At 38.3% G+C, this 19,791-nt stretch carries 17 protein-coding genes; 8 read left to right on the forward strand and 9 right to left on the reverse strand.

Features of this window, described 5'->3' with window-relative positions; genetic code table 11:
* Window positions 1-88: 88 nt before the first annotated feature.
* From EL079_RS03000 to EL079_RS03010, 3 genes are read left to right on the forward strand one after another with little or no spacing between them, the layout of a single operon-like run.
* Complete coding sequence (locus tag EL079_RS03000; protein WP_018543482.1) at window positions 89-2,866, forward strand: DUF927 domain-containing protein; 2,778 nt, start codon at window positions 89-91, stop codon at window positions 2,864-2,866.
* A gap of 2 nt (window positions 2,867-2,868) precedes the next feature.
* Complete coding sequence (locus EL079_RS03005) at window positions 2,869-3,069, forward strand: DUF3173 family protein (protein ID WP_003033034.1); 201 nt, start codon at window positions 2,869-2,871, stop codon at window positions 3,067-3,069.
* Complete coding sequence (locus tag EL079_RS03010; protein WP_003033026.1) at window positions 3,062-4,270, forward strand: tyrosine-type recombinase/integrase; 1,209 nt, start codon at window positions 3,062-3,064, stop codon at window positions 4,268-4,270. The genes EL079_RS03005 and EL079_RS03010 overlap by 8 nt, the downstream gene beginning before the upstream one ends.
* A gap of 157 nt (window positions 4,271-4,427) precedes the next feature.
* On the opposite strand, the gene guaA is transcribed toward EL079_RS03010, so the two are convergent.
* Complete coding sequence (guaA, locus tag EL079_RS03015) at window positions 4,428-5,987, reverse strand: glutamine-hydrolyzing GMP synthase (protein WP_003033031.1); 1,560 nt, start codon at window positions 5,985-5,987, stop codon at window positions 4,428-4,430.
* Window positions 5,988-6,128: 141 nt separating this feature from the next.
* On the opposite strand from guaA, the gene EL079_RS03020 reads away from it, so the two are divergent.
* From EL079_RS03020 to xerS, 5 genes are all read left to right on the forward strand, one after another.
* Complete coding sequence (locus tag EL079_RS03020) at window positions 6,129-6,827, forward strand: GntR family transcriptional regulator (protein ID WP_022524397.1); 699 nt, start codon at window positions 6,129-6,131, stop codon at window positions 6,825-6,827.
* 115 nt (window positions 6,828-6,942) lie between these two features.
* Complete coding sequence (locus EL079_RS03025; RefSeq protein ID WP_003031055.1) at window positions 6,943-7,275, forward strand: putative DNA-binding protein; 333 nt, start codon at window positions 6,943-6,945, stop codon at window positions 7,273-7,275.
* 72 nt (window positions 7,276-7,347) lie between these two features.
* Window positions 7,348-8,898 (forward strand): signal recognition particle protein, encoded by a 1,551-nt coding sequence (gene ffh, locus EL079_RS03030; RefSeq protein ID WP_003031052.1) that lies wholly within the window; start codon window positions 7,348-7,350, stop codon window positions 8,896-8,898.
* Window positions 8,899-9,056: 158 nt separating this feature from the next.
* Window positions 9,057-9,239 (forward strand): P-loop NTPase family protein, encoded by a 183-nt coding sequence (locus EL079_RS03035; protein WP_126438393.1) that lies wholly within the window; start codon window positions 9,057-9,059, stop codon window positions 9,237-9,239.
* Window positions 9,240-9,493: 254 nt separating this feature from the next.
* On the forward strand, window positions 9,494-10,564 hold the full coding sequence (gene xerS / locus EL079_RS03040) for a tyrosine recombinase XerS (RefSeq protein WP_018543480.1): 1,071 nt from the start codon (window positions 9,494-9,496) through the stop codon (window positions 10,562-10,564).
* Between the two features lie 61 nt (window positions 10,565-10,625).
* On the opposite strand, the gene ucpA is transcribed toward xerS, so the two are convergent.
* The 8 genes from ucpA to EL079_RS03080 all read right to left on the reverse strand — a co-directional run bounded on the left by ucpA (window position 10,626) and on the right by EL079_RS03080 (window position 19,776).
* Window positions 10,626-11,423, reverse strand: a complete 798-nt coding sequence (ucpA, locus tag EL079_RS03045; RefSeq protein ID WP_003033189.1) for an SDR family oxidoreductase UcpA — start codon at window positions 11,421-11,423, stop codon at window positions 10,626-10,628.
* A 351-nt stretch (window positions 11,424-11,774) separates the two neighbouring features.
* Window positions 11,775-12,764: a lipoate--protein ligase gene (locus tag EL079_RS03050; protein ID WP_003033190.1), complete on the reverse strand. Its 990-nt coding sequence runs from the start codon at window positions 12,762-12,764 to the stop codon at window positions 11,775-11,777.
* An 8-nt stretch (window positions 12,765-12,772) separates the two neighbouring features.
* Window positions 12,773-14,479 (reverse strand): dihydrolipoyl dehydrogenase, encoded by a 1,707-nt coding sequence (gene lpdA / locus EL079_RS03055; protein ID WP_003033187.1) that lies wholly within the window; start codon window positions 14,477-14,479, stop codon window positions 12,773-12,775.
* A 31-nt stretch (window positions 14,480-14,510) separates the two neighbouring features.
* Entirely contained in the window at window positions 14,511-15,554 is a 1,044-nt protein-coding gene (locus tag EL079_RS03060; protein WP_003033188.1) for a dihydrolipoamide acetyltransferase, read from the reverse strand.
* Window positions 15,555-15,719: 165 nt separating this feature from the next.
* Window positions 15,720-16,712, reverse strand: coding sequence for an alpha-ketoacid dehydrogenase subunit beta (locus EL079_RS03065; RefSeq protein WP_003030236.1), 993 nt, complete (start codon window positions 16,710-16,712; stop codon window positions 15,720-15,722).
* 13 nt (window positions 16,713-16,725) lie between these two features.
* Window positions 16,726-17,694, reverse strand: coding sequence for a thiamine pyrophosphate-dependent dehydrogenase E1 component subunit alpha (locus tag EL079_RS03070; protein ID WP_003030266.1), 969 nt, complete (start codon window positions 17,692-17,694; stop codon window positions 16,726-16,728).
* A gap of 161 nt (window positions 17,695-17,855) precedes the next feature.
* The gene (locus EL079_RS03075; protein ID WP_003030259.1) at window positions 17,856-19,016 is read right to left on the reverse strand and encodes an ATP-grasp domain-containing protein; all 1,161 of its coding nucleotides are present in this window, start codon (window positions 19,014-19,016) and stop codon (window positions 17,856-17,858) included.
* Window positions 19,017-19,035: 19 nt separating this feature from the next.
* Window positions 19,036-19,776, reverse strand: a complete 741-nt coding sequence (locus tag EL079_RS03080) for an esterase family protein (RefSeq protein WP_003030268.1) — start codon at window positions 19,774-19,776, stop codon at window positions 19,036-19,038.
* Between the last annotated feature and the right edge of the window lie 15 nt (window positions 19,777-19,791).

Genomic DNA, 19,791 nt, shown 5'->3' on the forward strand with positions numbered 1-19,791 from the left:
GGGGATTTTTTATTTAAGATACGTCATATAATATAACCATCTCCTGCGCAAGAGAAATTATATATTAAAAAAAGGATGGTATCTAAATATGAGTAGTACCTTTATCAATGATTTAGTGTGTCAAGTGTGTCAAAATGAAATATCCAATGATGCAATTGTTTCAGAAGTAGGACGAACATTAGGAGTATTAAGTAATTATGGCATTCAAAAAATTAATTTGCGTTTTTTAGGTGAAAAATCACCTAAAAATCAAGTGTGTCAAATTGATGAATTTGATGTGTCTACAGGTGTGTCAATTGATACAAAATATGCTTACTATACTACGTTTAATAAAATTCATGATGATTGTAAGACAGGAAATGTAGCAATTAAAGATAGTGATATTTCTTCGTACCGATTTATGTTGATAGATATTGACCCTGAGCGTCCGAGCGGGGTGTGTGCTACAAAGGAAGAAAAGCAATCTGCCATAACCGTGGCCGATAATATTCTACAATGGTTCGAAGTTAATGGAATAACAATACATCATATAATTATTGCAGATTCAGGAAATGGCATTCACTTATTAATACCGTTAAACTTCCTCTCATCAGTTACGACTAAAGATAAAATAAAATTAATTTTAAATTTACTAAATCAAAAATTTTCAAATAAACAGTCTAAAATTGATGTTACAGTATATAACCCTAGTCGCATTACTCGCTTATACGGAACACTGAATTGTAAGGGAGAGAATACTTCTGAAAGACCGTACCGTCAAAGTAAACTGCTTTATGTTCCCAACGAGACATCAGATGGTTTAACGGAAGAAAATTTAAATTCACTAATTTCTCAATTAAAAGAGACACTTCCTGAGCAAGAAAACAAAACAACAGCTAAAAATGGGGAACAGGTTAATGAGAAACCTTATATATTAGCGAAAGGTGAAGAATGGCTAAAATATTATAATTTAGAGTTTCATTCATATAAAGAAGATGAACATGGCACTAAATTATATCCATTCAAAACTTGCCCAATGAAAGAGCATTCAAATACTGATAGTGGAGCATGTTTCACCATAACTAAATATGGAAGATGTAGGTTTAAGTGTCTCCATGCTAGTTGCTCAAGTAAAACTATTAATGATTTCATATCTAAATATCCATGCCCCGAGGAATTCTTATTAAAAGAATCTTCGACAAGTAGGAAAGAGGTACCAACTCTAGAGGATTTAATTAATGGGAAGAGATACAACTTTGGAGATTACGAAGTTAGTAAATCTGGTATATATAAAATCTCTGATAAAAAGACTGAAATCATATCATCCACTCCATTCTTTATTTCCAAAAGTTTCTTCAATATTGACACAAACCACTTTCAATATGAGTTTCAGTATCTAATTCAAGGTAAAAAGAATACCCAAAAAATATTAGGAATCACTCTATCACCTTATAAGATTTCTGATTTAACAAAATTCGGTATTATTTTAGCATCAGCACCTCAGAAAGTTATTGAATATCTGAATTATCAGTTAAAAACAGTCCCTATTCAGAATATCCATTCATATGTCGGGTGGAAAACAAACGATTCAGACACATTAACTTTCAGGTTGGATAGAAATTATGGAGATACAGAAGTAAGTCTACTAGTAGATAACTCTCTCTTTAATTTGTCGTCACGAGGAACATTTGAAGAATGGAGACAAATGGTCCTTGATAATGTACTTGATAGCAATATGGAGATTGCATTATGTGTGGGTTTTAGTTCAATCGTACTAGGATACCTAGCAATCACTGATAAGCCTGATATCGGAAGCTTAATCGTCAATTTCTACGGGCAATCAACAAGCGGTAAGACAACAGCACTGCATTTAATTAATAGTATTTACTCTAGTCCAGTAAATAACATGTATTCATTCAGTGCTACTCAGAATGCTTTACTTGCTATTTTGAATGAAAATAGAGGAGTAGTGACTACAATTGACGAGTTGTCAGCTTCAAGAAGTACAGACCTATCGGAACTATTGTATCAAATCGGACAAGGTCGAAGTCGCTTACGGCTAAGTTCCTCTTCTACGCTATCTGAACAGCTACGATTCAATACTGTAATCGCTACAACCTCGGAGGTACCGATGGCAAACTACCTTAATTCAAATCAAGGATTGCATATGAGATATATAGAACTTTCTTCAGAGGAAGCTTGGACAAAAAATGGAGCTATTGCTGATGATATCAAACTAAGATGTTCTCAGCACTATGGAGTAGCTAGTGATGCATTCATGGAAAAAATTTTTAAACATGAACAGGGAACTGGATACATAAAAAAAGTGTATCAAACAGCTTATACTGAACTACTAGAGAAACTTCCAGAAAGTAACTTTAAGACCCGAATATGCACACTATATGCCATTATTTATAGTTCTGCAATTCTGGTTAAGGAATTGCTAGACATAGATATCGACAAAAAGAGGGTTTGCGAGTTTTTAATAAAGACAGAGAAAGAAACTTTAGATAAAAGAGGTGAAATCCCTTCTGATTTATATGATAAGATAGTGGATTATACTTTATCTCACGCTGGACTATTCAACATCAAGGAGGGATACTCGATAGGTGGAAAGAAAATAGGAATGATTAAAGCTCAGAAAGGAACGTATAGAGTCTATTTCTTCAGAGAGGAGTTCGTCAAGATGTTGAAAAAAGAATTCTCTATTTCTAACGTTGAAAAAGCCATCCAACTGTTAATAAGTCAGAATAAATGGATAGCGGATAAGAGGCGAAGTGTAAAATATGTAACCTATGAAAATCATAAAATCGCAATGTATTGCTTAGAGTTACCAATGCACTGGAGAAATTTTGCAATAGAGGCAGAGATAATAAGGGGGTATTAAGAATGGAAACGATAGATTACACTGCACTCATTAAATTGGGGTATAGACAACATACAGCCAAAAATATTATTAGACAAGCTAAATGTTGGCTTGTTGAAAACGGGTATGAATTCTATCTCAATAAACGTTGTGGAGTTGTTCCAACCTATGCTGTAGAAAAAATAATAGGAATTAAAATTGAAGGGGGCAGTTGTAATGGGTAAAACAAAATATCCTTGTGTATATAAAAATGATAAAACTGGATTTTATTACTACAGTGTAGAACTGGGTGTAGACAGAATTACAGGAAAACGAATTCAGAAAAAATCCTCTAAGTCAGCAAAAGGCAATCCTTTCCGTACAGCTAAAGAAGCGTATGAGGAGGTTACCAAAATAAAACTGGAGTATCATAAAGTGAAGAATTATAGTGATTATGATATAACCTATGAACGATTTATGAAAGAAAATTATCTGCCAATGTATGAAAAAAGCGTAGAACAAGGAACATGGCTTTCTAAACAGCCTGCACTAAACTTGTTAGTTCAGATATTTGGAAAAATAAAGTTAAGGAACATCACTCTTACTGATTGTGAAAAATTCAGAGTATATCTTTTGACACATAACCAATACTCACAGAGCTATGCGTCAATGATATATGGAGTATTTAGAAAGACTCTAGATTATGCGGTAAAAATACAATATCTTGAAACGAACCTTTCTAAACAGACGGATGCAATTTCTAAAGGACGAACAACAGTAGCTTACTGGACTAAGGCAGAGTTTGAGAAGGTACTGACAAGCTTTTACATAGATGATCTTTATGAGCATATGTCGTTTATCGCAATCTGGTTATATTATATGACTGGAATTAGAGTATCTGAGGGATTAGCATTAAAATGGGCGGATATAGACTTAGAAAATAAAAAAATGCGAATACACGGTACATTAGAAATGAGAGGTAAAGCAAATTATAGAGTAAAGAGTTATACAAAAACTGTTAGTAGTCAGCGTACTATTTCCTTAGATGATACAACTATTCAACTGTTGGTTAAATGGAAACAGCGACAAGAAAAGCAATATATAGGTCCGTTCATCATCAGTTATTCAAAAGCACCACTACACCGTTCAACAATTAATAGAATTATTAAGCGTCATGCTGATATCAGCGGTGTCCATCAAATACAGGCCAAAGGATTAAGACATAGCCATGCAAGTTATCTTATCAATGAGCATAATATTGATGTCTTAGTTATTTCTCGAAGACTAGGGCATTCAAGCCCAGAGATAACACTAAAACACTATGCGCACCTATGGTCAAGGAATGATGAAAGTGTTGCACAAGCTATAGAAGGCGATATTGATATCAAATATGGTGTTGAGAGTAAAGTAAAGTTTAAAGGTAACCAAGTAATTAAGAAAAAATGAATATAGAAATTAACCCCCAACGCATAAAATTTAGCGTTGGGGGTTAAAAGCAGGGATATGGGCAGGGAATAACTTAACTAAAAGTTGCGGTAAGTATATGAAATAACGTGTCAATCCTTGTAAAACCAATAAAAAATATTTAAATATTATAGTTGACTTATTCCCACTCAACCGTTGCTGGTGGCTTGCTAGTAATATCGTAGACAATACGATTAACATGAGCTACTTCATTGACGATACGAACAGAGATTTTTTGCAATACTTCCCAAGGAATTTTAGCAAAATCTGCGGTCATTCCGTCAATAGAAGTAATAGCACGAATTGCAATAGTGTAGTCATAAGTTCGACCATCTCCCATGACACCTACCGAACGAACACCAGTATTCACAGTGAAGTATTGCCAAATATCACGATCGAGTCCAGCTTTCACAATTTCTTCGCGGAGAATGGCGTCGGATTCACGTACAGTGGTGAGTTTTTCTTCTGTAATTTCCCCCATGACACGTATAGCAAGTCCTGGACCCGGGAATGGCTGACGCCAAACAATTTCATCTGGCATACCAAGTTCTGTACCAAGCGCGCGAACTTCATCTTTGTAGAGGGTGTTCAGAGGTTCAATCAGCTTGAACTGCATGTCTTCAGGAAGTCCACCAACGTTATGGTGTGATTTGATTGTTTGGGCAGTATCTGTACCAGACTCAATGACATCTGTGTAAAGTGTTCCTTGTGCGAGGAATTTCACATCTTTCAGCTTACTTGCTTCATCATCAAAGACGTAGACAAATTCATTGCCGATGATTTTACGCTTTTGCTCTGGATCAGAAACACCAGCTAATTTATCAAGGAAACGTTTGGCAGCGTCTGCTTTGATGATATTCAGACCGAATTTTCCTCCAAGGGAATCCATGACTTGATCTGCTTCGCCCTTACGGAGCAATCCATGATCTACAAAGATGCAGATAAGCTGGTCTCCGATAGCTTTTTGAAGGAGAACGCCAACAACGGATGAATCAACACCGCCTGAAAGCCCGAGAAGAACACGTTTATCGCCAACCGTTTCTCGAATTCGCTTGATTTGCATTTCAATAAAGTTATCCATTGACCAGTCGCCTTTGGCGCCACAAATATTCAAAGCAAAATTGCGTAGAATATCATACCCATAAACAGAGTGGCGTACTTCAGGGTGAAATTGAATGCCATAAATCTGCTTTTCAGGTTGCTCAATAGCTGCAAATGGACAGTCGGCAGAAGTACCAGTACGTACAAATCCTTGAGGAATTTCGGTGACAGCATCTCCGTGACTCATGAGAACGATTTGTTTTTCAGGAGTTCCTGCAAACAGTTTAGAGACAGTATGAGTGAGCTCGGATTGACCGTACTCACGGTTTCCGGCATTTCCAGCAGGTACAACTTTCCCACCTAATTTGTGAGTCAAAAGCTGCATTCCATAGCAAATTCCCAAAATTGGAATACCCAATTCTAAAATTTCAGGATCAATGTCAAATGCTCCTGCTTCATATACAGACTTTGGTCCACCTGACAAAATGATTCCGACTGGATTTATCTCACGAACCTCAGCAGCTGTGATTTTATTGCTTTTCAGCTCAGAAAAAACACCAATCTCGCGGATTCTGCGTGAAATAAGCTGATTGTATTGGCTCCCATAATCCAGTACAATAATTCTTTCGACATCTTGCAATTCAGTTGTAGTTGTCATTTCTTCCCTTTCTTAAAAGACTTTTCTTTGTTTATTCTAACACAAAATAAAGACTTTTTCCAATAACATTAAGTAGCGATTGACTTTTATTTCAATTGATAATACAATGAAGAGAGGAAACCATTCTTGAAAGGGGTTACTATGCTTCCAGCTTATATTAAAATTCACGATCAAATAAAAAAAGAAATTGACGAGGAAATCTGGAAAATCGGGCAACGTCTGCCAAGTGAGCGCGATTTAGCTGAACAATTTGAGGTTAGCCGCATGACACTTCGTCAGGCAATCACTCTTTTAGTCGAAGAAGGAGTGCTAGAGCGCCGTATGGGTAGCGGTACATTTGTAGCCAGTACACGGGTTCAGGAAAAGATGCGCGGCACAACCAGCTTTACAGAAATCATCAAATCCCAAGGCAAGACACCTTCAAGTCAATTGATTTCTTACCGTCGAACACTGCCAAGTAAAGAAGAGGTCGAAAAATTAGGAATTGAGAAGACGGAAAACGTCATTCGTATGGAACGAGTACGGTATGCTAATCACATTCCTGTAGTTTATGAAGTCGCTTCAATTCCAGAGAAATTCATCAAAAATTTTAATAAAGAAGAAATTACGAAGCATTTTTTTCAAACCTTACAAGAACATGGCTATAAAATCGGAAAATCTCAACAGACCATTTATGCTCGTCTTGCAAAAGAAAAGATTGCGCAGTACTTAGAAATTCCTAGAGGACACGCCATTCTTGGTTTGACACAGATTTCTTATTTTGACAATGGCACCGCTTTTGAATATGTTAAAAGTCAGTATGTCGGTGAACGGTTTGAATTTTATCTGGAAAATAACTGATTTAAAGTACATAATTTAATATACGTAAACACCCTTAGTGATTTAAGAGTGTTTTTTAGTGAGTAAAGCTCTTCACTAGTAGAGTTTATCTGTATTTTTTGATATAATAATCTTTATGGAAATTGAAAAAACCAACCGAATGAATGCTCTTTTTGAGTTTTATGCAGCGCTTTTAACAGATAAACAAATGAATTATATCGAGCTTTACTATGCGGATGATTATAGTTTAGCTGAGATTGCTGAAGAATTTCAAGTTAGTCGTCAGGCTGTTTATGACAATATCAAACGAACAGAAAAGATTCTCGAAGACTACGAAATGAAACTGCACATGTATTCAGATTATATCGTCAGAAGTCAGATTTTTGATCAAATAATGGAAAAGTATGCAGATGACACCTATTTACAAGAGCAAATTTCGATTTTATCTGGTATTGACAATCGAGAGTAGTGAATTGTTGACTCAAAAAACACAAAATTCAATAACCAATAACATAGAAATTAACTAGGAGAAATAAAATTTATGGCATTTGAAAGTTTAACTGAACGTTTACAAAACGTCTTTAAAAATCTACGAAGAAAAGGAAAAATTTCAGAGAGTGATGTCCAAGAAGCGACCAAAGAAATTCGTATGGCACTCTTGGAAGCCGATGTAGCTTTACCAGTTGTCAAAGACTTTATCAAAAAAGTTCGCGAGCGCGCTGTCGGACACGAAGTTATTGATACATTAAATCCTGCTCAACAAATTATCAAGATTGTTGACGAAGAATTGACCACTGTATTGGGTTCTGATACAGCAGAAATTATCAAATCTCCTAAAATTCCGACCATTATCATGATGGTCGGTCTCCAAGGGGCTGGTAAGACTACATTTGCAGGAAAATTAGCCAATAAACTTAAGAAAGAAGAAGCTGCTCGACCTTTGATGATTGCTGCTGATATTTATCGTCCGGCAGCTATTGATCAGCTCAAAACTCTTGGTCAACAAATTGATGTGCCAGTATTTTCGTTAGGAACAGAAGTACCAGCAGTCGAGATTGTTCGTCAAGGTCTGGAGCAAGCCAAGGCTAATCACAATGACTATGTGTTGATTGATACAGCTGGTCGTCTGCAAATCGATGAGAAACTCATGAATGAGCTGCGTGATGTCAAAGCACTTGCTCAACCAAATGAAATTCTCTTGGTTGTCGATGCCATGATTGGGCAAGAAGCTGCCAATGTAGCTCGTGAATTCAATGCTCAGTTAGAAGTAACTGGAGTTATTCTGACTAAGATTGATGGCGATACACGTGGTGGTGCCGCTTTATCCGTCCGCCAAATTACTGGTAAACCGATTAAATTTACTGGTACTGGGGAAAAAATTACAGACATTGAAACTTTCCACCCAGATCGGATGTCTAGTCGGATTTTGGGCATGGGAGACATGCTGACCCTAATTGAAAAAGCCTCTCAGGAGTACGATGAGCAAAAATCACTTGAGATGGCTGAAAAAATACGAGAAAATACCTTTGATTTTAATGATTTCATTGACCAACTAGATCAGGTTCAAAATATGGGTCCAATGGAGGATCTACTAAAGATGATTCCTGGTATGGCCAATAATCCTGCCATGAAGAATTTTAAGGTAGATGAAAATGAAATTGCTCGCAAACGTGCCATTGTATCATCCATGACACCAGCTGAACGAGAAAATCCCGACCTTCTTAATCCAAGTCGTCGCCGTCGGATTGCTGCAGGTTCTGGTAATAGCTTTGTCGAAGTCAACAAATTTATCAAAGACTTTAACCAAGCAAAGCAAGTCATGCAAGGTGTCATGTCTGGTGATATGAATAAAATGATGAAGCAGATGGGGCTCAACCCTAATAATTTACCAAAAAATATGCCAAATATGAACGGGATGGATATGTCAGCACTTCAAAACATGGATATGTCCGCTTTAGGGGGAGCTGGTAATCCTGATATGAGCCAGATATTTGGTGGCGGACTTAAAGGAAAAATCGGCGAATTTGCAACCAAACAAGCCATGAAACGTATGGCAAATAAAATGAAAAAGGCTAAGAAAAAACGAAAATAAACATATTTTGTAGTAAATGATGATTGGAATAAAGCAGTTCAATTTGGTGGGCTGTTTTATTTTTTTGGAAAAACTATTGACATTTGATGATAAACGTGTAATTCGAGAAATTTCAGGAGGACAATTACAACGCGCAGGTATCTGTCGTGCGTCGTGCTATGATAAATCAACCAGAACTTTTATTTGCTGATGAACCTACAGGTGCTTTAAACTCAAAAATCAGCCAGAAAGTGATGGAAAGCTTTAAAGAAATCAACAAAAAAGGTGTGACTATTGTTTTAGTCACTCATGATAGAGCAGCTTACGCCAACCGAATTGTCTTTATGCAAAATACTTACTGAACTAGAAAATATAAAAAAACAAAACCAAGATATTCAAAACGATAACGATATTGATAATATAACAAGATCAGTTGTATAAAATTCAGTGATTCCAACCGATCTTATTTTGTATTGTGTATTATCTGTTACAAAGTAAAGAAACGAATCTTTCAATAGCCCCTTACATACATCTTTCCGAAAAACTATAATTTTCTTGAAAAAAATACAGGAGTGTGCTATACTTCTATTTATAGAAAATGATGGAGAATATCTTAATGAAACGCGAAATATTGTTAGAAAGAATTGAAAAACTAAAGGCCATCATGCCTTGGTACGTTTTGGAATACTATCAGTCTAAATTGACTGTTCCATACAGTTTTACAACCTTATATGAATATCTCAAAGAATATGATCGCTTTTTTCATTGGATTTTAGACTCTGGAATTGCTGATGGGCCGCAGATTGCAGAAATTCCTCTGTCAGTATTGGAAAATATGACTAAAAAAGATATGGAAGCGTTTATTCTTTACTTACGGGAGCGTCCATTGCTTAATGCTAATACTACGCAAAACGGAGTATCGCAAACCACCATTAATCGAACTCTTTCTGCTCTCTCTAGCCTTTATAAATATTTAACTGAAGAGGTGGAAAACGAGAATGGGGAACCTTATTTCTATCGTAATGTCATGAAAAAAGTGTCTACTAAGAAAAAGAGAGAGACTTTAGCTGCGCGCGCTGAAAACATCAAGCAAAAACTCTTTTTGGGCGAAGAAACTGAACAATTTTTGAATTATATTGATGAAGAATACCCTAAAAATTTATCAAATCGGGCTCTCTCCTCTTTTGACAAAAATAAAGAGCGAGATTTGGCAATCATAGCACTGCTTCTTGCATCTGGTGTTCGTCTATCCGAGGCAGTAAATCTTGATTTGAAAGACCTAAATCTCAAAATGATGGTCATTGAAGTTACTCGTAAGGGCGGGAAAAGAGATTCTGTCAATGTTGCAGCTTTTGCCAAAGCTTATTTGGAAAGGTACCTGGAGGTTCGCTCTAAACGTTATAAAGCTGAAAAATCAGACACTGCCCTCTTTTTGACAGAATATAGAGGTGTTCCTAACCGGATTGATGCTTCTAGTGTAGAAAAGATGGTTGCTAAGTATTCTGAAGATTTCAAAGTTCGAGTGACACCTCACAAACTCCGCCATACGCTGGCTACTCGACTTTATGATGCTACTAAATCTCAAGTTTTGGTCAGTCATCAGCTAGGACATGCCAGTACTCAAGTTACAGATCTCTACACCCATATTGTTAATGACGAACAAAAAAATGCATTGGATAATTTATAAAATAAAAAGTTTGCATAATTTAAGGTATGCAAACTTTTTATTTGAATTGAGCTAAATGCTGCTAGTTTGTGCCCATGCTCATAGTTTCTGGTAGGGTACTACCGCCGTCAATGACAATTTGAGATCCTGTAAGATAGGAGGATTCATCACTACCTAAAAAGGCAAAGAGTTCCCCTACTTCTTGCGGTTTAGCTAATCTTTTCATTGGAACAGCGACCGCAATATCTTGAATAGGAACTTCTGGATGTTCTGGGTTGGATTCCAGGGCCATTTTTTCGACCATCGGTGTCCGAGCATAGCCTAGCTGGCTGCAGTTAACTCGGATATTGCGATCGGCATATTCTACTGCCAAGGCCTTGGTTAAGCCGACCAGAGCTGCCTTGGTCATCGCGTAAGCTGCTTCTCCAGCATCAGCAACCAAATCGCCTGTTACAGATGATGCGATGACGATAGCGCCTGCTCTCTGTTTCAACATGGGCTTGATGGTTGCCTGACAAGTGTTCCAAACTCCCTTGATATTGACATTAATATGTTGATCCCGTATCTGGTCTGTCATTTCTTCAAAGGGCGCCAGCTTGCAGATACCAGCATTACAGCAGGCAATATCAAGATGCCCAAAGGCTTGGATAGTCTGAGAGACAGCCGCTTCCAAATCTTCTAGACGACTGACATCACCGATATAGCTGATAATATCTATTTGGTAGCTGTCACGAAGTTCTTGAGCAGTTGCTTCTACTTGAGGGTCTCGATCGAAAAGGCAGAGCTTGGCGCCATATTTGGCATAGACTGAGGCAATGCCCTGACCCAGACCGACAGCAGCTCCAGTAATCAAAGCAACTTTTCCATCTAATTTAGCCATAGTAACCATCCTTTCTAAAACGAAGAAGTTTGACAGATTTTTGTGACATTTTATGATGTATTTCTAACTTTAGTCTAGTACTTTTCTAGTTGCTTGTCAATATAATAATGAAGGAAAACCTCGCATTTGCTATGATGTTTCGTCCTCTTTATAAAAAATCTATCCAATAATTTCTGTAGGGTTCGATAATAAGGAACTTGCTCCAAAACGGATATTCTCCAAGCGATTATTGGCTGTGGTGTATCCCAGAAGCATCTGAACATTCTGATAACCAACTTCTTCAAACTATAGAAAAAACATCCTTAGTTAAATAAATGTAAGAATGTTTTTATTTTGTTATAGTCTTGTGATTTAGCCAACCACTGCTTCTGCAATTTCTTCTTGGCTAATTCCAGCGAAATAGCGAGAAATATCCAGGTTTTCAAGAGCATTTAAAACATCTTCTCTTTCATATTTAACACCCTTGAGGACTTCTTCTACTGCTGCTACATCTTCGATTCCAAAGAAATCTCCGTAAATTTTGATGTTTTCGATTTTTGACTGAACAACATTGGCAAAGATTTCGACTTTACCACTAGTAAACTTGGTACCACGACGAACATTGTATGCTGGCGATTTGCCATAGTTCCAATCCCAAGTAGCAAATTTAGTTTCCTTGATATGGTTGATTTCAGCTAGTTCAGCATCGGAGAAGATATATTCTGTCATTGCTGGATATTCTTTCCTCATGTAGTCTAGCAGGAGGTCACGAAATTGCTCTACAGTAATCTTTTCAGGCAGCTCATCCACGATATTGGTCACGCGGGCACGGACAGATTTGACGCCTTTGGACTCAAACTTATCTTTGGAAACTTTTAAGGCATTCGCCAAGACAGATAACTCTACGTCAAACAGCAAGCAACCGTGGTGCATGATTCGACCATTGATGTAGGCTTGTGCATTCCCACAGAACTTTTTACTGTCAATTTCCAAATCATTGCGCCCTGTAAATTCGGCTTTTACACCTAATGCTTCCAAGGTCTTGATGACCGGAATAGAGAAGCTCTTAAAATCAAAGGCTTTGTTCTCAGATTCTTTGGAAATAATGGTGTAGTTAAGATTGTTATAATCGTGATAGACGGCTCCACCTCCACTGATACGACGAACCACCTCAATGCCATGCTCTCGGACATAGTCACGATTGATTTCTTCAATAGTATTCTGATGACGTCCGACAATGATAGAGGGTTTATTGATCCAAAGCAAGAAAATCATATCTTCATCAAGGAGATGCTTGAAAGCATATTCCTCAAGAGCGATATTGAAAGCTGTATCGTTACTATTATTGATAATGTATTTCATAGTGCCTCTTATCTTTTCTTAGGAGCATGAATAGCCATGCCGAGTACGTCTGCAAATGCTTCGTACATAACTTCTGAGAATGTCGGATGACCGTGAATGGTCTTGAGCATTTCTTCCACCGTGATTTCCATTTCGATGATAGTAGAGGCTTCATTAATTAACTCGGCTGCAGCGGGACCGATGATGTGAACACCGAGAACTTCTCCGTATTTCTTATCAGCAATCACTTTGACAAATCCTTGAGCAGTATCCGATGCAATAGCTCGTCCGTTTGCTGCGAAGTTGAATTTACCGATAGCTACATCGTATCTTTCGCGAGCTTGTTCTTCTGTCAGACCGACTGCCGCAACTTCTGGCAAAGTGTAAATAGCTGCTGGAGTTAGATTTAATTTAGCAACTACGTGATTGCCTTTGAGAGCATTCTCTGCAGCTACTTCTCCCATACGAAAAGCTGCATGCGCCAACATCTTGGTACCGTTAATGTCTCCAGGTGCGTAAATTCCTGAAACAGAAGTTTCCATATATTCATTGACCTTGATACGACCGCGGTCTAGTTCAAAGTCAACCTCGCCAATGCCTTCCAAATCAGGCACGCGTCCGATAGAAAGCAAAGCTTTATCAGCTATGATATCTTCCTTTCCTGCAACTTTGATGCAGAGCTTGCTATTTTCTTCGACAATTTCTTCCAGCTTGGTCTCTGTCAAAATGGTCATCCCCTTGCGCTCAAGAATGAGCCGAAGGTTTTTAGAGACTTCTGCATCCATAGCTGGAACAATCCGATTCATCATTTCGACAACCGTCACCTTGCTACCAAAGGTCATGAAAGCCTGTCCTAGCTCAATACCAACAACGCCACCACCAATGATTACTAAACTTTCTGGAACTTCCTTCATATCCAGAATATCATCGCTAGTCATAACAAGTGATGATTCCATGCCTGGAACGTTAATCTTGCTGACTTTTGATCCACCAGCTAAGATAATCTTCTTGGTCTCAAGAAGTTCAGCATCATTCACCAAGACATTCTTATCTTTGGTAATGGTACCAATTCCTTTGTAAACATCAACGCCGTAGCTGCGAAGCAGACCTGCAACGCCTCCGACAAGTGTATTGACAACCTTGTTTTTGGTTTCCAAAACTTTATCCATATTGACAGTAAAGTTTGGATTTTCAATGATAATACCACGATTTGCTGCATGGGCTAGACTTTCAATAATTTCCGCATTGTGAAGATAGGTCTTAGTCGGGATACAGCCACGGTTGAGGCAGGTTCCACCTAATTCAGATTTTTCAACAAGGGCAATCTTGCCTCCTAATTGAGTGGCTTTGATCGCCGCCACATAACCAGCTGGTCCGCCACCAATAACCACAATATCATAAGCGTCATCACTCTTATTATCATCGTTAGAAGTTGTGGTTGCAGTTGGTGGTGTTGGACTATCATCTGAAGCAGCCACAGTAGTCGGAATATTTTCTCCTTCTTCGCCCAGATAACCGATAACTTCCGTTACAGGAACAATCTCACCGTCTCCTTTCAAGATAGCAATCAAGTAGCCGTCTTCCTCTGCTTCTAACTCCATGCTGACTTTATCTGTCATGATTTCTAGAAGGATTTCTCCTTCTTTTACAAATTCGCCAACTTTTTTATTCCATTGAACAATCTGTCCTTCTGTCATATCAACGCCGGCTTTTGGCATAATTACTTCTAAGGCCATGTTTTTATTTTCCTCTCATTTAAACTTTCTCTTATACCAACATTGAAATTGGGTCTTCAATCAGTTCTTTTAGGTCTTTCATGAATTTAGCACCTGCCATACCGTCCACGACTCGGTGATCAATGGTTAATCCAAGACTCATAATTGGTCGAATAACAATCTCTCCGTTCACTACGACTGGTTTTTCAACGGTTGAGCTAACGCCCAAAATCGCTGAATTGGGTTGATTGATAATTGGGCCGAACGATTGAACACCAAACATTCCTAGATTACTAATCGTAAAAGTTGAGTTTTGCAATTCGCTTGGTGCTAATTTTCCATTTAAAGTCCGTTCAATCACATCCTTAAAGGCAACGACTAACTCAGACAGACTCATTTTTTCAGCATTGTAAACCACTGGTGTCATAAGCCCATTGTCCATCCCAACAGCCATAGCCAGATTGACATACTTGTGCATGATAATGGTTTGCCCATCTTCTGTCAGAGACGAATTGAGATAAGGGTGCTTCATTAAGATTTTAACAACTGCCATAGAAAGCAAGTCTGTGACCGTGATTTTCTTTCCTGTCGCTTCCATGATTGGCTCTAAAACCTTTTTACGCAGCGCCAGCAGCTCTGTCATATCTACATCATAATTGAGAGTGAAAGTTGGCGCTGTCAGGTAAGAATCAAGCATTCTTTGGGCAATGACTTTTCGCATTGGCGTCATTGGAAGGCGCTCAATTTCTCCATAAGGAGTGATGTTGTCAGATATTTCTTCCGCTTTCTCAATCTGAGCAGGTGACTTGATGCTGTCTGACTCAACATTTTCAGGCAGCAAAGCCAGAATATCCTTTTTCATAATCTTGCCGTGCACGCCTGTCCCTTGGATTTCCTGCCAAGCGATGTTATTTTCTTCTGCAATACGTTTTGCAAGGGGCGTAATTTTCATAATATTGGATTCTCGATAACTTTCAATATCTTCTTTGTGAACGCGTCCCTTTGCACCAGTACCAGATACGTCATAGAGATTGATACCCAAGTCATCTGCTAATTTTCTAGCAGCAGGGGTCGCTCTTAATTTTTTGTCATCCATGTTCTCTCTCATTCTTAAATAATTCATTGGTTGAGGCAATATTTGCCCTATTTCTTTGTTTTCACAAAGTTTCTACTGTTAATATTAGCAAAAATCGGGGATAAACTTTAAATTATTTTACATAATTAAAGTTATGTAAACCTAAATTTGCCGTTTATTTCCAGTTTACTCTTTATGATAAGTCTTACGGATAGCCTCTTTGATACTTTCAACTGTCGGAATCATAGCATTTTCAAGATTCTGAGCATAGGGCATAGGAACATCTTCGCCAGCACAACGGCGAATTGGTGCATCCAAATAGTCAAATGCTTCTGATTCGGAAATGATAGCAGAAATTTCACCGATATAACCACTAGTTTTGTGGGCATCATTGACTAGAACGACTTTTCCTGTTTTTTTGACTGAGTTGATAATGATATCCTTGTCCAGAGGCACCAAGGTACGAGGATCAACCACTTCTACTGAAATGCCTTCTTCTACCAATTCTTCAGCTGCTTGCATAACCCTACGGAGCATTTTTCCATAGGTCACAACTGTCACGTCCGTTCCCTCTTTTTTGATGTCACCAACACCGAGAGGGATTGTATAATCAGGATCAAGCGGAACTTCGCCTTTTTGGTTGAATTCTGACTTGTACTCAAGAATAATAACAGGATTGTTGTCGCGGATAGAAGATTTTAGCAACCCTTTCATATCCGCAGGAGTGCCAGGTGCCACGACCTTTAAACCTGGAATGTGGGTAAACCAAGATTCCAAAGATTGTGAGTGTTGAGCAGCTGATCCGACACCATTTCCAGCTGCGCAGCGAATTGTCATCGGAACCTGACCTTTACCACCGAACATATAACGCGTTTTAGCAGCTTGGTTGACAATTGCATCCATGGCAATGACAGAAAAATCCATAAAAGTCATATCTACAATTGGGCGTAGTCCAGTCATGGCCGATCCTGCTGCAGCTCCTGAAATAGCTGCTTCAGAAATTGGACAATCACGTACTCGTTCTGGACCGAATTCTTCTAACATTCCGACAGATGTTCCGAAATCTCCTCCGAAAATACCGACATCTTCTCCCATTAACAACACATTTTCATCGTGACGCATTTCCTCAGACATAGCAAGGATAATGGTATCACGGAAGGACATTGTTTTTGTTTCCATTTTATCTCCTCTCTTAGTCCGCGTAAATATCTTCAAAAGCTGACTCAAGCGGTGGGAATGGACTTTCCTCTGCAAATTTTACAGATGCTTCCACTGCTTCTTTAACCTCTGCTTGGATAGCTTCTAACTCTTCGTCGCTTGCAATCTGATTTGCTAGCAAGTATTTACGAAGATTTTCGATTGGGTCTTTTTTCTTCCACTCCTCTACTTCTTTGCGCGTTCGATACTTACCAGGATCAGAAGAAGAATGTCCTAACCAGCGATAAGTAACACTTTCAATCAAGACAGGCCCTTTACCACTTCGAACGTATTTAACAGCTTTTTGAAAACCTTCATAGACCTCAATAACGTTGTTCCCGTCTTGGATAAAGATGCCAGGAATACCATAGGCAGCACTCCGCTCATGAATGTGCTCTATATTGGTCATTTTCTTAATATCCGCAGAAATACCATAGCCATTATTGATACAATAGAAAATCACTGGCAAATTCCAAATAGAAGCCATATTAACCGCTTCATGAAAAATACCTTCGTTCGTTGCTCCGTCACCAAAGAAGCAAACCACGATTTTATCTGTTTGGTGCATTTGCTGAGTGAGGGCGGCACCGACTGCAATTCCCATGCCTCCGCCAACGATACCATTTGCTCCTAAGTTTCCGGCATCCAAATCAGCAATGTGCATGGAGCCACCTTTTCCTTTGCAGGTTCCGTTATATTTGCCCATGATTTCTGCCATCATGCCGTTCAGATCAATTCCTTTGGCAATCGCCTGACCATGACCACGGTGGTTAGAAGTAATCAAATCATCAGGATTGAGGGCCAGCATAGCTCCAACGCTAGCTGCTTCTTCTCCAACAGAAAAGTGAGTCATTCCTGGAACTTTCCCCTTTTTTACGAGTTGGGCAATTTTTAAGTCCATCCGACGGATCTCTTCCATTTTACGAAACATCTCTAGCAAAAGATTTTTATCTAAAGTTGACATAGTCGAGCCTTTCTATGAGTGTAATTCTATAATTTCATTCTATCCAAACTAAAAAATACTGTCAAAATTTATGCTTGAACAATTTCACAAAGAAAAATCAGCTAACCTTGCTGGCAAGCTGATTTGAATTGACTAAATAAAAATTTCACAAATAGATTTTTCTACTTTTTCCCAAAATCCTCTATCATTTGATCGATTTCCGAACGACTTGGTGTTGTCAAAATATAATGAACATCTCCTTGTAAGTCTGCAAATGCCTTTGGCATGATTTTGACTGCTTTTAATTTATCGCCGTACTTTGCACGCAATTCTTCTTCTGAATACACATAATTTGAGGTTGAACGGCGTGAAGTAACCAAGCCATATTGTGCTTCGACTTGAGGTTGTGGGAAAGGTTCGCCATTCACAATATCTGCATATCCACGATAAAGGTCAATGGAGTGAGCAAAGTTATACAAATCAATCGTAAAAGCACCTGCTGGACGATTATTGTATTCTATGGCAATATAATCATCTCCGTCACGGAAAAATTCAATATGAAAGAAGCGTTCTTTCATGCCAAACGCTTTAATGATAACTTCCCCATATTGACGTAATTTTGGATCCATATCTTTTATAATATAATATGAGTTTTCATAATGATTCAAAACTAAATCTAAAGGGGTATAAGCATAATCAAAAGTTGTTGAAAACACAATATTTCCTTTTGAATCCAGTAATCCGTCAAACGTACAAATTTGTCCAGAATCAACGAATTTTTCAAAGAAATAAACGGTTTGCTTATCCCACTCTTGTTTAAATTGTTCAACATCTTCAGTGGTTTCCAATTTATAAGTTCCTGCTGCGCCAACTCCATTGTCTGGCTTTGCAATCATCGGAAGTCCAATTTTACTGACAGCCATGTCAACTGCCTGCAAGGTTTTTACAATTTGACCAGGAACGACAGGAACTCCAGCCTTTTTAAAGAGTTTCTTCATTTCAGACTTAAATTTTGTCTTTTTCAAGTCTTTTGGTTTTGGTCCTACAACATTAAATTGTTCACGTAGTTGAGCGTCTTGATCCAACCAATATTCATTGTGTGACTCAATGCGGTCAATTGGTCCATGCTTGTAAAAAAGGAAAGCTACAGCACGTTTAACTTCATCGAGATTTTCTAGATTTTCCACACGAAAATATTCTGTTAAAGCATTTTTCAAAGGTTGATCTAGTTGATCATAAGGTTCCTGCCCGATGCCCAAAACAGTAATTCCTTTATTTGCAAGTTCAACGGTAAATTGTTGAAAATTTTGTGGATAATAAGGTGAAATAACGATATAGTTCATAATATTGTTTCCTTTCTAATCATAAGTTTAATTGACTTAGAAAATACGGCATTTGCTTGCGCCACCAAATCCAGTCATGCGAAACATCATATCCCCATTCAGCAAACCATGCAAGAATATTCTTATGCTCAAAGGCTTCTTTTAAGGTATAGAAAGAAGGTAGTCCGTCCTGCTCCCATGCACCAAGTCCTGTACAGACAATGATATCAGCATTGCGATAGCGGTCAATAAACCAACCATCGTTTTGATTCCAAATGTAATCTGCTGGTGAATTTTGATAAATTGCTTCATCATCTAAACAATCACCGACAAAGAAGCGGGCATCGTAAACTCCGCTGAGGGCGATGACCTTGTTAAAGACATCGGGGTGCTGGAGAAAAAAATTAACAGCGTGATAGGCTCCCATAGAACAACCTGTCGTCATCATTGGATCAAACCAACCTGTTTTATGCTTGATAAAAGGAATGGCTTCCTCAATGACATAGCGCTCATAAGCTCGGTGCATTTCCGCGCGGTCGTGAGGAGCTTTCCAATCAGCCAGCCAGCTTTCACTATCTACACTACTCAAAGTGAAGAATTGAATTTTTCCTGTTTCGATAAACCATGAGCAAGCCTCAATCATACCAAAATCTGCATATTCATTGTGACTGCCTCCCGATGAAGCAAAAACGACTACAGGTATCCCAGCGTGTCCATAACGATTCACATACATTTCACGATTCAAATGACCGCTCCAATGACTTAAAAATTCAACATGCATATAAATACTCTCTCC

Origin of the sequence: Streptococcus anginosus, from assembly GCF_900636475.1 — a bacterium.
Taxonomy (GTDB): Bacteria; Bacillota; Bacilli; order Lactobacillales; family Streptococcaceae; genus Streptococcus; species Streptococcus anginosus.